The organism is Pectobacterium atrosepticum, from assembly GCA_019056595.1.
Taxonomy (GTDB): domain Bacteria; phylum Pseudomonadota; class Gammaproteobacteria; order Enterobacterales; family Enterobacteriaceae; genus Pectobacterium; species Pectobacterium atrosepticum.
Map to the genome: position 1 here is coordinate 237,855 of CP036163.1, position 13,566 is coordinate 251,420.

General features: G+C 49.0%; 13 protein-coding genes. All 13 read left to right on the forward strand.

Annotated elements, in window-relative coordinates; translation table 11 throughout:
- The first annotated feature begins 25 nt into the window (after positions 1–25).
- The 13 genes from DCX48_01675 (at position 26) to DCX48_01735 (ending at position 13,562) form a co-directional block, all read left to right on the forward strand.
- The gene (locus DCX48_01675; GenBank protein ID QXE13326.1) at positions 26–874 is read left to right on the forward strand and encodes a glycerophosphodiester phosphodiesterase family protein; all 849 of its coding nucleotides are present in this window, start codon (positions 26–28) and stop codon (positions 872–874) included.
- A 164-nt stretch (positions 875–1,038) separates the two neighbouring features.
- Positions 1,039–1,920 (forward strand): protease HtpX, encoded by an 882-nt coding sequence (gene htpX, locus DCX48_01680; protein ID QXE13327.1) that lies wholly within the window; start codon positions 1,039–1,041, stop codon positions 1,918–1,920.
- A 342-nt stretch (positions 1,921–2,262) separates the two neighbouring features.
- Positions 2,263–3,429 (forward strand): oligogalacturonide lyase, encoded by a 1,167-nt coding sequence (locus DCX48_01685; GenBank protein ID QXE13328.1) that lies wholly within the window; start codon positions 2,263–2,265, stop codon positions 3,427–3,429.
- Between the two features lie 214 nt (positions 3,430–3,643).
- On the forward strand, positions 3,644–4,435 hold the full coding sequence (kdgR, locus tag DCX48_01690) for a DNA-binding transcriptional regulator KdgR (protein ID QXE13329.1): 792 nt from the start codon (positions 3,644–3,646) through the stop codon (positions 4,433–4,435).
- A 229-nt stretch (positions 4,436–4,664) separates the two neighbouring features.
- A complete protein-coding gene (locus tag DCX48_01695) occupies positions 4,665–4,928 on the forward strand; it encodes a hypothetical protein (GenBank protein ID QXE13330.1) in 264 nt (87 codons plus the stop codon).
- A 113-nt stretch (positions 4,929–5,041) separates the two neighbouring features.
- Positions 5,042–6,418, forward strand: a complete 1,377-nt coding sequence (locus DCX48_01700) for an amino acid permease (protein QXE13331.1) — start codon at positions 5,042–5,044, stop codon at positions 6,416–6,418.
- A gap of 279 nt (positions 6,419–6,697) precedes the next feature.
- Positions 6,698–8,626: a threonine--tRNA ligase gene (gene thrS, locus DCX48_01705; GenBank protein QXE13332.1), complete on the forward strand. Its 1,929-nt coding sequence runs from the start codon at positions 6,698–6,700 to the stop codon at positions 8,624–8,626.
- Between the two features lie 2 nt (positions 8,627–8,628).
- Positions 8,629–9,171, forward strand: coding sequence for a translation initiation factor IF-3 (locus DCX48_01710; protein ID QXE13333.1), 543 nt, complete (start codon positions 8,629–8,631; stop codon positions 9,169–9,171).
- A 95-nt stretch (positions 9,172–9,266) separates the two neighbouring features.
- A complete protein-coding gene (locus DCX48_01715) occupies positions 9,267–9,464 on the forward strand; it encodes a 50S ribosomal protein L35 (GenBank protein QXE13334.1) in 198 nt (65 codons plus the stop codon).
- Between the two features lie 43 nt (positions 9,465–9,507).
- The gene (locus DCX48_01720; GenBank protein QXE13335.1) at positions 9,508–9,864 is read left to right on the forward strand and encodes a 50S ribosomal protein L20; all 357 of its coding nucleotides are present in this window, start codon (positions 9,508–9,510) and stop codon (positions 9,862–9,864) included.
- Positions 9,865–9,968: 104 nt separating this feature from the next.
- Positions 9,969–10,013, forward strand: coding sequence for a pheST operon leader peptide PheM (pheM, locus tag DCX48_01725; protein ID QXE17118.1), 45 nt, complete (start codon positions 9,969–9,971; stop codon positions 10,011–10,013).
- Positions 10,014–10,176: 163 nt separating this feature from the next.
- A complete protein-coding gene (locus tag DCX48_01730) occupies positions 10,177–11,160 on the forward strand; it encodes a phenylalanine--tRNA ligase subunit alpha (protein ID QXE13336.1) in 984 nt (327 codons plus the stop codon).
- A gap of 14 nt (positions 11,161–11,174) precedes the next feature.
- A complete protein-coding gene (locus tag DCX48_01735; protein ID QXE13337.1) occupies positions 11,175–13,562 on the forward strand; it encodes a phenylalanine--tRNA ligase subunit beta in 2,388 nt (795 codons plus the stop codon).
- Positions 13,563–13,566: the final 4 nt, after the last annotated feature.

Below are 13,566 nucleotides of genomic sequence, written 5' to 3' on the forward strand. Positions count from 1 at the left end.
CTCGTTTATGTGGAGTTTTCGTCTGATGACAAGGCAAAGTAAAGGTATAACTCAGGAATTGATTGCGGCGCAAAACACGACGGTTCTGACAGTAGCACATCGCGGTGTCTGGGCGTCGGCGCCGGAAAATTCGCTGAAGGCACTGCGGGAAGCCATTCTTCTGGGCGTGGATATTGTGGAAATAGATGCGCAATTAACGGCAGATAGTCACGTTGTCGTGATTCATGATGATACGCTTGATCGCACGAGTGATATGAACGGCAGCATTGGTCGGATGACGCTGGCGGAGATTCGTCAGGCGTGTCTACGTGGAAGTGACGGCGGTTCGGCATGGCCGCTGAGTAACGAACAGGTCCCGCTGTTGTATGAGATTCTCGAAGAGGCGCGAGGGCGTGTTGCCATCAATGTGGATGTTAAGCACGATCGCGAATTTGGTGCTATCGCACGCGATATTCGTGATAAAGGCCTTAGCGCGGGCGTGATCATGAAAAGCCCGATGAATCTTTCTTCAGCCTGTTTTCCTATTGCCTCTCCGTCTCAGGATACCCAGATACCTTATATGCCGTTGATTCGCCTTCAACGGGGGATAACCGTCGATATTCTGCGGCAGGTTGACGATTTTGGTGTTGCCATTGTGGAAGCCAATTTTGACCACATTGAGGCAGTGGTTGAGACGTCTGCCGAATTTCAACGGCTTGGCGTACGGATTTGGGTGAATACGCTGGATTGCGCGCATTCGCTCGACTATAGCGATACGCGAGCCTTAGCCGATCCTGACGCGGTGTGGGGAGCATTAATTCGCGCTGGCGTGGGCGCGATTCAGGTGGACCACGCCGCAGCATTTATCGATTTTCGGTCAACGCTGTCGCGCTGATGCATAAGGATTACCAGTAGGCAGGACGCCGCTTTCCTTTTGAAAAGTGTAAAGTTATGTGGATTTAGTAACTGAAAAGTTAAGAATGCTTGAAAATGCCACGGCAACCCATACGATGTAGGTGTTGCAAACTTTATCTTTCTGCGAGAGGAAATCAGACTTTTATGATGCGTATTGCGCTTTTCCTGATCACCAACCTGGCGGTGATGTTGGTTTTCGGGCTGGTACTCAGCCTGACGGGAATTCAGTCCAGCAGTGTCCAGGGCTTAATGATAATGGCTGGGCTGTTTGGCTTTGGCGGTGCGTTTGTTTCACTGCTGATGTCTAAATGGATGGCGTTACGGTCCGTTGGCGGTGAAGTCATTGAACAACCACGTAACGAAACCGAACGTTGGCTGGTAGAAACCGTTCGTTCACAGTCACAGCAGGCTGGGATCGCGATGCCACAGGTGGCAATCTATCATGCACCTGACATCAATGCGTTCGCAACGGGAGCTCGTCGTGATGCATCGTTGGTGGCGGTAAGCACCGGTTTGTTGCAAAACATGAGCCGTGATGAGGCTGAAGCGGTTATCGCGCATGAAATCAGCCACATTGCAAATGGCGACATGGTGACGATGACGCTGGTTCAGGGGATAGTTAACACCTTCGTTATCTTTATTTCTCGTCTGATCGCTCAGGTTGTTTCCGGTTTTCTGTCCGGTAACCGCGATGAAGGCGAAAGTAGCAACGGCAACCCGATGGTTTACTTTGCTGTCGCAACTGTGCTGGAACTGGTTTTTGGTATTCTTGCCAGCATCATCACCATGTGGTTCTCACGTTACCGTGAATTCCATGCGGATGCCGGTTCCGCCAAGCTGGTGGGGCGTGAAAAAATGATCGCTGCACTGCAACGCTTGAAGACCAGTTATGAGCCGCAGGAAGAGGGCAGCATGATGGCTTTCTGCATTAACGGCAAATCGAAATCCTTCAGTGAATTGTTTATGTCGCACCCGCCGTTGGATAAGCGAATTGAAGCGCTGCGCTCCGGCGAGTATCTGAAGTAATTTACGATAGTTTCTTTCCAAAGGCCCATTCGGGCCTTTGTTATTTCAGCGTTTATTGATTCATCAAACCTGCGCTTTCTCTGCTCGAATGTTTTCACGAGATCTGAAACAGGTGGTGAAAACATGAAGAATGTTTTATAAAATAAAACCACGATCACGGAAAAATGAAACATTGTTTCTATAATACCGATATGACAGGCGTCTCGCGTGAGATTTGTGGCCTGATTTTTGAACAACCGGTGTCGGGGTGACCGATTCGTCGGACGTTCAGTAATGTCAGGTTATCGAAGCGTATGCGTGTGTGGCGTCAAATTCTTCATGATAAGTTCTAAGGATTTACGGATGGCCAAAGGTAATAAGATCCCCCTAACGTTTCATACCTACCAGGATGCAGCAACCGGCACCGAAGTTGTGCGTTTAACCCCGCCCGATGTTATCTGCCACCGCAACTATTTCTACCAGAAGTGTTTCTTCAATGACGGTAGCAAGCTGCTGTTTGGCGCTGCATTTGATGGCCCATGGAACTACTATCTGCTGGATTTAAAAGAGCAGAACGCCACACAGTTGACGGAAGGCAAAGGCGACAACACCTTTGGTGGTTTCCTGTCTCCGAACGACGATGCGCTGTATTACGTTAAAAATACCCGTAATTTGATGCGTGTCGATCTGACTACGCTGGAAGAGAAAACGATTTATCAGGTGCCTGACGATTGGGTCGGCTACGGCACTTGGGTTGCCAACTCCGATTGCACCAAAATGGTCGGTATTGAGATCAAGAAAGAAGACTGGAAGCCACTGACCGATTGGAAAAAATTCCAGGAGTTCTACTTCACTAATCCTTGCTGTCGTCTGATTCGCGTCGATTTGGTAACGGGCGAAGCGGAGACTATTCTTCAGGAAAACCAGTGGCTGGGCCACCCAATCTACCGTCCGGGTGATGACAACACGGTTGCTTTCTGTCACGAAGGCCCGCATGACCTGGTTGATGCTCGTATGTGGTTCATCAACGAAGATGGCACCAACATGCGCAAAGTGAAAGAGCATGCAGAAGGCGAAAGCTGCACCCACGAATTTTGGGTGCCGGATGGCTCCGCGATGATTTATGTCTCTTATCTTAAAGACGATACCAACCGTTATATTCGCAGCATCGATCCCGTTACGCTGGAAGATCGCCAACTGCGTGTAATGCCGCCGTGTTCTCACCTGATGAGTAACTATGATGGCACACTGTTGGTCGGTGATGGTTCCGATGCACCGGTCGACGTGCAGGATGATGGTGGCTACAAAATTGAGAACGATCCGTTCCTGTATGTTTTCAACCTGAAAACTGGCAAAGAACATCGTATTGCGCAGCACAATACATCCTGGGAAGTGTTGGAAGGGGACCGTCAGGTCACTCACCCGCACCCGTCTTTCACGCCGGATAATAAACAAGTTCTGTTTACTTCTGACGTAGATGGAAAACCTGCGTTGTATCTGGCGAAGGTTCCTGATTCAGTCTGGAACTAATAATACTAATAAATCCGCGTCACGTTTCATGGCGCGGATTATTTTAAAATATTTACTTACATATTATTTTATTAAGTCTCTGACGCGGTTATTTCTCAAACTTAACTTGATTATCGTTGTTGCTCCATTGCCATAATCAAAGCGTTCCCTTTATACTAAAACCATTGTTCTATTTTTTTTAAAACAAAAAAACCTGAGTAGGGTAACCACAAAAATGGCTAGTGCAGATTTAGATAAACAACCCGATTCCGTGTCGTCCGTTTTAAAGGTTTTTGGTATTTTGCAGGCATTAGGTGAAGAGAGAGAAATTGGTATTACCGAGCTTTCTCAGCGAGTCATGATGTCTAAGAGTACCGTTTACCGTTTCTTGCAGACGATGAAATCCCTGGGCTATGTCGCGCAGGAAGGTGAATCAGAGAAGTATTCGCTAACGCTCAAGTTGTTTGAACTTGGTGCAAAAGCATTGCAGAACGTAGACTTAATCCGCAGTGCGGATATACAGATGCGCGAGTTGTCTGTGCTGACGCGGGAAACGATTCACCTTGGCGCGTTGGATGAAGACGGCATCGTTTATATCCACAAGATTGATTCTATGTATAACCTGCGTATGTATTCGCGCATCGGTCGCCGTAATCCACTACACAGTACCGCAATTGGTAAAGTGTTGCTGGCTTGGCGCGATCGCGGTGAAGTGGAAGAGGTTCTGTCGACTGTCGAATTCACGCGTAGTACGCCACACACATTGTGTACTGCTGAAGATCTTCTCAATCAACTGGATGTCGTGCGTGAGCAAGGCTACGGGGAAGATAAAGAAGAGCAGGAAGAAGGGCTGCGTTGTATCGCTGTGCCAGTATTCGATCGTTTTGGTGTGGTGATTGCCGGCCTCAGTATTTCCTTCCCAACGATTCGTTTTTCAGAAGAAAACAAACACGAATATGTGGCCATGCTGCACACCGCAGCTAGAAATATCTCTGAGCAAATGGGCTACCACAATTTCCCTTTCTGATATTTCCTATCAATTCCTGAGCCTGTCTTTACCGACAGGCTTTTTTATGGCGTGCCATCGCAAGCGACGTTGAAAAACGTTCCCCCACGTTTTTGATTTTTGTACCAATACGATAGCGATGTGCATCAACACGATGTGGTTAACGGATGGTTTGGGTATCGAACTTGGCTACGCCACGGTGTTAAGATAGCCAGCAGGTACCTGTCATAGTGGTTATAGTGGAGTCGTTGTGAACATATTAGAAGTGGTTTTTGTCTTGCTGGTTGTGCTGCTGGCTGCGCTGGTCTGGTTTTTTGTCAATCGGGCGAGTGTCAGAGCGAATGAGCAAGTGAAATTGTTGCAAGAGATCGTAGAGCAGCAACGTCAGCAGTTAGCATTATTGAAAAAACTGCTGCCCCAGAATGTAGAGCAAAGTGAGCCTGAAGCGCTTGCCGTCGAGCTCGATCGTGATGATGTAGAGCTAACGTTTAAAAATGTCATCCCTGAACGTTAATGGCTTAGTCTCTGTGTAGCACTTTTACCTGTTTACGCCATATTTTATGCTGATGGCGTGAGTAGGTATTGATATAAAAATGAAGAAAGCTTTACAGGAAGCACAAAAACAACATGGCAAATGATCAACAGGAACTGGTTTTAAAACGAGGGTTAAAAAACCGACACATTCAGTTGATTGCGCTGGGTGGCGCTATTGGTACAGGATTGTTTTTAGGGATATCGCAGACTATCCAAATGGCGGGGCCGTCCGTCTTATTAGGCTACGCTATCGCCGGAATGATTGCGTTTCTGATTATGCGACAGCTGGGTGAGATGGTGGTGGAAGAGCCGGTAGCGGGTTCGTTTAGCCACTTTGCTTTTAAATACTGGGGTGATTTTGCAGGTTTTCTGGCCGGCTGGAACTACTGGGCGATGTTTATTCTGGTCGGGATGGCAGAACTGACGGCCGTAGGGATTTATATCCAATATTGGTGGCCTGATACACCGACTTGGCTGTCCGCAGCGATATTCTTTGTGCTGATTAACCTTATCAATCTGGTTAATGTGAAGATGTTTGGGGAAACAGAATTTTGGTTCGCTATTATCAAAGTACTTGCCATTGTCGGGATGATTGTCTTCGGCAGTTGGCTGTTGCTGAGTGGTAATGGCGGCGAAACGGCAACGGTACGTAACTTATGGATCCATGGCGGATTCATGCCGAATGGCGCAAGCGGATTGATCATGGCGATGGCGGTGATCATGTTTTCATTCGGCGGCTTGGAGTTAGTTGGAATCACAGCCGCTGAGGCTGCCGATCCGAAGCGCTCTATTCCTCAGGCGACCAATCAGGTGGTGTACCGTATCCTGATTTTCTATATCGGCGCATTGTCTATTTTATTGTCGCTCTACCCGTGGGGTAATGTGGTCGGAGGCGGTAGTCCGTTTGTCCTGATATTCCAAGCACTTAACAGCAATATAGTGGCGAACGTGCTCAACGTCGTGGTTCTGACAGCAGCGCTATCAGTGTATAACAGCGGCGTATATTGCAATAGTCGGATGCTGTACGGCTTGGCAAAACAGGGAAATGCGCCGAAATCTCTCGCTAAGGTCAATGCGCGCGGTGTGCCCGTTCGTTCAATCGCGCTGTCGGCGTTGGCGACATCGCTCGGTGTGGCGATTAACTATGTGATGCCGGGTAAAGCCTTTGAACTGTTGATGGCACTGGTGGTGTCAACGCTGGTGATTAACTGGATCATGATCTGCTTTGCACACCTGCGTTTTCGTCAGGCAATGATGGAGAAGGGGATTGTGCCCGCGTTTAAAGCTTTCTGGTATCCGTGGAGTAACTACCTGTGTCTGGCGTTTTTGGCGGGGATTTTGGTGATTATGCTGCTGTCACCGGGGATTCGCATTTCGGTAATGTTAATTCCGTTCTGGATTGCCGTTATTTGGCTTGGCTTCCGGTTCTCCCGCAAAACCTATTCTCCCGCAAAAATAGTGCCGCGATGAAATCCACTCAAACGCAGTAAACGCTTTTGTGGCCTGTTCATTACGATGCAAAGATGAGCAGGCTACCCATCCGGCTTTAACACATAACTTATAAGGTGTATTATTGCCGCGACGTTTTCCATGTCACGCTAATGCGCACCTGCAGTCGTGTGCTTCATGTGTATATATTTCGCAGAGTACAGAGAAATAGCATGGTTAACACTTTTTGATTTTCAATTGATATGCGATTTTTGCATGTGAGCTTTCGTGTGGCTCACCACTGTAAATAAGGGAATTATAATGCCAGTTATCACCCTTCCTGATGGAAGTCAGCGTCATTACGACCACGCCGTTTCTCCCCTGGATGTTGCACTTGATATCGGTCCTGGTCTGGCAAAAGCCTGCATCGCCGGACGCGTCGATGGCGAGTTGATTGACGCCAGCGATAAGATCGACACTGATGCGCAGTTAGCCATCATCACCGCTAAAGATGATGCGGGTCTGGAAATTATTCGCCACTCCTGTGCGCACCTGTTGGGTCATGCGATCAAGCAACTATGGCCAGATACCAAAATGGCGATCGGTCCGGTTATCGACAACGGTTTTTACTATGACGTTGACATCGACCGTACCCTGACTCAGGAAGACATTGAGCTGCTCGAAAAGCGTATGCACGAGCTCGCTGACACCGACTATGACGTAATCAAGAAAAAAGTCAGCTGGCAGGAAGCGCGCGATGCGTTCGCTGCACGCGGTGAGACCTACAAAATTGCAATTCTGGATGAGAACATCAGCCACGATGATCGTCCGGGTCTGTATCACCATGAAGAATACATCGATATGTGCCGTGGTCCGCACGTACCGAATATGCGTTTCTGCCATCATTTCAAATTGCAGAAAACCTCCGGCGCTTACTGGCGTGGCGATAGCAAAAATAAAATGCTGCAACGCATTTACGGTACCGCGTGGGCGGATAAAAAGCAGCTGGCTTCTTACCTGCAACGCCTTGAAGAAGCCTCTAAGCGCGACCATCGCAAAATTGGCAAACAGCTTGACCTGTATCACATGCAGGAAGAAGCGCCGGGTATGGTGTTCTGGCACAACGACGGTTGGACGATCTTCCGCGAGCTTGAAGCGTTTGTACGTATGAAGCTGAAGTCGTACCAGTATCAGGAAGTGAAAGGTCCATTCATGATGGATCGCGTGATGTGGGAAAAAACCGGCCACTGGGATAACTATAAAGAAGCGATGTTCACGACTTCATCAGAGAATCGTGAATACTGCATCAAACCGATGAACTGCCCAGGCCACGTACAAATTTTCAATCAAGGATTGAAATCCTATCGCGATCTGCCGCTGCGTATGGCTGAGTTCGGTAGCTGTCACCGTAATGAACCGTCAGGCTCTCTGCATGGTTTAATGCGCGTGCGCGGTTTCACTCAGGACGATGCGCATATCTTCTGTACGGAAGAGCAGGTGCGTGATGAAGTGAACAGCTGTATCAAGATGGTGTATGACATGTACAGCACCTTCGGTTTTGAAAAAATCGTGGTGAAACTGTCTACACGTCCTGAGAAACGTATTGGCAGCGATGAAATGTGGGATCGCGCTGAAGCCGATTTGGCCGCTGCGTTGACTGAAAATAACATCGAATTCGCCTATCAGCCGGGTGAAGGGGCGTTCTACGGCCCAAAAATTGAATTTACCTTGCATGACTGTTTGGATCGTGCGTGGCAGTGTGGTACGGTGCAGCTCGACTTTTCATTACCGGGTCGTCTGAGCGCGTCTTACGTTGGCGAAAGCAACGAGCGTCAGGTGCCGGTTATGATTCACCGGGCTATTTTGGGATCAATGGAGCGTTTCATCGGTATTTTGACCGAAGAATTTGCTGGTTTCTTCCCAACTTGGTTAGCTCCGGTTCAAGTGGTTATTATAAATATCACCGATAGCCAGTCTGATTATGTCAACGAATTGACCCAAAAACTGCAAGAAGCGGGCATTCGTGTAAAAGCAGACTTGAGAAATGAGAAGATAGGCTTTAAAATCCGAGAACACACTTTACGACGTGTTCCCTATATGCTGGTTTGTGGCGACAAAGAGGTCGAGGCAGGAAAAGTTGCTGTCCGCACTCGTCGTGGTAAAGACCTGGGGAGCCTAGACGTCAGTGAAGTTATCAGTAAGCTGCAGCAAGAAATTCGCAGCCGTAGTCTTCATCAATTGGAGGTATAGGTATTAAAGGCGGAAAACGAGTTCAACCGGCGCGTCCTAATCGCATCAACAGAGAGATTCGCGCAAATGAGGTACGCCTGACAGGCGTCGAAGGCGAACAGCTGGGCATCGTAAGTCTAAATGAAGCATTAGAAAAAGCCGAAGAAGCAGGTGTTGATTTAGTTGAAATCAGTCCGAACGCCGAGCCGCCGGTTTGCCGAATTATGGATTACGGCAAGTTCCTTTATGAGAAGAGTAAGGCTACAAAGGAACAGAAGAAAAAACAAAAAGTTATTCAGGTCAAGGAAATCAAATTCCGACCTGGTACCGATGATGGCGACTATCAGGTCAAACTACGCAACCTGATTCGCTTTCTTGAAGATGGTGACAAAGCTAAAATCACACTGCGTTTCCGCGGTCGTGAAATGGCACACCAACAGATTGGTATCGAAGTGCTTAACCGCGTTCGTGACGATCTGAGTGAACTGGCAGTTGTCGAGTCCTTCCCATCGAAGATCGAAGGCCGCCAGATGATCATGGTGTTAGCACCGAAGAAGAAACAGTAAGGCATTCAAGTAGCAATGCCGTGCGGCCTCTGTATTGTACGGTTTTGTTCGCCTTATCTGATTCGTTTTATTAACAATGCGAAGTGGAAATAACAATGCCAAAGATTAAAACAGTACGTGGCGCCGCTAAACGCTTTAAAAAAACCGCCGGCGGCGGTTTCAAGCGTAAGCATGCTAACCTGCGTCATATTCTGACTAAAAAGTCGACTAAGCGTAAACGTCATCTGCGTCCTAAAGGTATGGTTTCCAAAGGGGATCTGGGCCTTGTGATTGCATGTCTGCCGTACGCATAAGTAACCTTTTTTTAATTCAGAATAAGACTTTAGGAGAGAGCATATGGCTCGCGTAAAACGTGGTGTAGTTGCCCGTGCACGTCACAAGAAAATATTGAAACAAGCGAAAGGTTACTACGGTGCCCGTTCGCGCGTTTATCGTGTTGCCTTTCAGGCAGTAATCAAAGCTGGTCAATACGCTTACCGCGACCGTCGTCAACGTAAACGTCAATTCCGCCAGCTGTGGATTGCACGTATCAATGCAGCAGCCCGTCAAAATGGCTTGTCTTACAGCAAATTCATCAACGGCCTGAAAAAAGCCTCTGTTGAAATTGACCGTAAGATCCTGGCTGATATCGCAGTATTCGACAAGTTAGCGTTCAGCGCTCTGGTCGAAAAAGCGAAAGCGGCACTGGCGTAAGTCAGTTAAGAGAGGGAGCTTTGGCTCCCTTTTTTCGTTAAGTACGACCATTATTTGTTATTTACAAGGCTTTTTATTATCCACATGATCAAGGTCACGCAAGTATGAACGCTGCTATTTTCCGTTTCTTTTTTTACTTTAGCGCCTGAACTCAGGGGGCTTTGCGCGTAAGAAAAGAAACGAAAAGTAGCGCTTAAGCCTCCCTCAGGGAGGCTTTTTTGTTTATAATTATCGGTTTTTACTATCGTTTTTAGTAAAACGACATTCTTCAATCATGACCGTTGGCCGCATAGGCAGAAAAAGAGGAACACAATGCCACATCTCGCAGAGCTGGTTGCCAAAGCCAGAACAGCTATAGAAGAGGCCCAGGATGTTGCCGCACTGGAAAATGTGCGTGTCGAATATCTGGGTAAAAAAGGTCACTTAACCCTTCAGATGACCTCGCTGCGCGAGTTGCCGGCTGAAGAACGTCCTGCCGCTGGCGCCGTTATTAACCAAGCTAAGCAAGACGTTCAGGACGCGCTGAATGCCCGTAAGCAAACGCTGGAATCCGCTGAGTTAAATGCGCGTCTGGCGCAAGAAACTATCGATGTCTCCTTGCCGGGGCGCACCATTGAGAATGGTGGTTTGCACCCAGTGACGCGCACCATCGATCGTATCGAAACTTTTTTCGGCGAGCTGGGTTTTTCGGTGGTTACTGGGCCAGAAATCGAAGACGACTATCACAACTTTGATGCGTTAAATATTCCAGGTCATCATCCTGCACGTGCCGACCACGACACGTTCTGGTTCGATGCTAAACGCCTGCTGCGTACACAGACTTCTGGTGTCCAGATCCGGACCATGGAAAAGCAGCAGCCACCTATTCGTATCATCGCGCCGGGCCGCGTTTATCGTAACGATTACGATCAGACCCATACGCCGATGTTCCATCAGATGGAAGGGCTGATTGTCGATAAAGACATCAGCTTCACCAATCTGAAAGGCACGCTGCATGATTTCCTGCGTAATTTCTTTGAGGAAGATTTGCAGGTTCGCTTCCGTCCGTCTTATTTCCCGTTTACCGAGCCATCCGCAGAAGTGGATGTCATGGGTAAAAACGGTAAATGGCTGGAAGTGTTGGGTTGCGGCATGGTGCACCCGAATGTCCTGCGTAATGTCGGTATCGATCCCGAAGTGTATTCCGGTTTCGCATTTGGTATGGGCATGGAGCGTCTGACGATGCTGCGCTATGGCGTGACCGATCTGCGTGCATTTTTCGAAAACGATCTGCGTTTCCTCAAACAGTTTAAGTAAGGCGGGTATACATCATGAAATTCAGTGAACTCTGGTTACGCGAGTGGGTAAACCCGGCAGTTGACAGCGAAACGCTATCCGAACAAATCACGATGGCCGGGCTGGAAGTGGATGGCGTTGAGCCTGTTGCTGGCGCATTCCACGGTGTGGTTGTCGGTGAAGTTGTTGAATGTGGGCAGCACCCGAATGCAGATAAACTGCGTGTGACAAAAGTCAATGTAGGCGGTGAACGCTTGCTGGACATCGTCTGCGGTGCTCCGAACTGCCGTCAAGGCCTGAAAGTGGCGGTAGCGACAGTCGGTGCTGTGTTGCCGGGTGATTTCAAAATCAAAGCAGCCAAACTTCGTGGCGAACCGTCTGAAGGCATGCTGTGCTCATTTTCCGAATTGGGCATTTCCGACGATCACGATGGCATCATTGAACTGCCAGCAGATGCACCGATTGGCACCGATATTCGTGACTATCTGAAGCTAGATGACAACGCGATTGAAATCAGCGTGACGCCAAACCGGGCGGATTGCTTAGGCATCATCGGTGTGGCGCGTGATGTCGCTGTGTTGAACCAGTTAGCGTTGAATGAACCGACTATTGAACCGGTTGCCGCGACGATTCAGGATACCTTCCCGATTCAGGTCGAGGCACCACAGGCATGTCCGCGTTATTTAGGCCGTGTTGTGAAAGGCATCAACGTTAAGGCCGCAACGCCGCTGTGGATGCGTGAAAAACTGCGTCGCTGCGGTATTCGTTCTATCGATCCCGTAGTTGACGTGACGAATTACGTTTTGCTGGAACTCGGCCAGCCGATGCATGCATTCGATCTTGACCGTCTCAACGGCAGCATTATCGTGCGTATGGCGGAAGAGGGCGAAACGCTGACGCTGCTGGATGGCAACGAAGTGAAGCTGAATGCGGATACGTTAGTTATTGCTGACCAACAGAATGCGCTGGCGATGGGCGGCATCTTTGGCGGCGAGCATTCCGGCGTCAATGAAGAAACGCAAAACGTTCTGTTGGAGTGTGCCTATTTTAACCCGCTGTCGATTACCGGCCGCGCACGTCGTCACGGTTTGCACACCGATGCTTCTCACCGCTACGAGCGTGGCGTCGATCCGGCGTTACAACACAAAGCCATTGAACGCGCCACTCGTCTGCTGATCGATATCTGTGGTGGCGAAGCGGGTCCGGTAGTTGATATCACCAGCGACGCTGATTTGCCAACGCGCGCAACGATTACGCTGCGTCGTGAGAAGCTGGATCGTCTTATTGGCCATGTGATCGCCGATGAGCAGGTGAGCGATATCCTGCAACGTCTGGGCTGTAACGTGGTGAAAACCGACGCTGGTTGGCAAGCGACTGCACCGAGCTGGCGCTTTGATATGGAAATTGAAGAGGATTTGGTTGAAGAAGTCGCGCGTATTTACGGCTACAACAACATTCCGAATATTCCGACTCAGGCTCCATTGATCATGACCTCGCATCGCGAAGCGTCGTTGGCATTGAAGCGCGTGAAGACATTATTAGTCGATCACGGCTACCAGGAAGCAATTACTTACAGTTTTGTTGACCCGAAAATTCAGGGACTAATTCACCCTAATGAGGCGTCACTGAGCTTGCCGAGCCCGATTTCCGTAGAGATGTCGGTGATGCGTTTATCGCTGTGGAGCGGCTTGCTGAGCGCGGCGGTGTATAACCAAAACCGTCAACAAAGCCGCCTGCGCCTGTTTGAAAGCGGTCTGCGTTTTGTACCGGATGCCAGTGCTGACTTGGGTATTCGTCAGGATCTGATGCTGTCTGGTGTGATTACTGGCACGCGTTATGAAGAGCATTGGGATCTGGCGCGTCAGGCCGTTGACTTCTATGATTTAAAAGGCGATTTGGAAGCGGTACTGGCATTGACGGGTAAGTTGGATGAGGTCGAATTCAAGGCTGAAAATAATCCGGCATTGCATCCAGGGCAAAGTGCTGCTATTTATCTGTGCGGAGAACGCATTGGATTTATTGGCGTTATTCACCCAGAACTGGAGCGCAAGTTGGATCTGAACGGGCGCACCGTGGTGTTCGAATTGTTGTGGGATAAGGTCGCAGACCGCGTATTGCCTGATGCGAACGAGATTTCCCGCTTCCCTGCGAACCGTCGCGATATTGCTGTTGTGGTAGCTGAAAATGTCCCCGCGGGAGATATTTTGGCCGAGTGTAAGAAAGTTGGCGCAAATCAGTTAGTTGGCGTAAACTTATTCGACGTGTACCGAGGGAAGGGCGTAGCGGAAGGTTATAAGAGTCTGGCTATCAGTCTGACCCTGCAAGATACCACGCGTACACTGGCAGAAGAGGAAATTGCCGCTACCGTTGCAGAATGCGTAGCAGCATTAAAACAGCGATTCCAAGCATCCTTGAGGGATTGAACCT

What these genes read in the sequence shown, in the direction of transcription:
- DCX48_01675 (QXE13326.1), top strand. Translation starts at nt 26, where the DNA reads ATGACAAGGCAAAGTAAAGGTATAACTCAGGAATTGATTGCGGCGCAA.
- htpX (QXE13327.1), top strand. Translation starts at nt 1,039, where the DNA reads ATGATGCGTATTGCGCTTTTCCTGATCACCAACCTGGCGGTGATGTTG.
- DCX48_01685 (QXE13328.1), top strand. Translation starts at nt 2,263, where the DNA reads ATGGCCAAAGGTAATAAGATCCCCCTAACGTTTCATACCTACCAGGAT.
- kdgR (QXE13329.1), top strand. Translation starts at nt 3,644, where the DNA reads ATGGCTAGTGCAGATTTAGATAAACAACCCGATTCCGTGTCGTCCGTT.
- DCX48_01700 (QXE13331.1), top strand. Translation starts at nt 5,042, where the DNA reads ATGGCAAATGATCAACAGGAACTGGTTTTAAAACGAGGGTTAAAAAAC.
- thrS (QXE13332.1), top strand. Translation starts at nt 6,698, where the DNA reads ATGCCAGTTATCACCCTTCCTGATGGAAGTCAGCGTCATTACGACCAC.
- DCX48_01715 (QXE13334.1), top strand. Translation starts at nt 9,267, where the DNA reads ATGCCAAAGATTAAAACAGTACGTGGCGCCGCTAAACGCTTTAAAAAA.
- DCX48_01720 (QXE13335.1), top strand. Translation starts at nt 9,508, where the DNA reads ATGGCTCGCGTAAAACGTGGTGTAGTTGCCCGTGCACGTCACAAGAAA.
- DCX48_01730 (QXE13336.1), top strand. Translation starts at nt 10,177, where the DNA reads ATGCCACATCTCGCAGAGCTGGTTGCCAAAGCCAGAACAGCTATAGAA.
- DCX48_01735 (QXE13337.1), top strand. Translation starts at nt 11,175, where the DNA reads ATGAAATTCAGTGAACTCTGGTTACGCGAGTGGGTAAACCCGGCAGTT.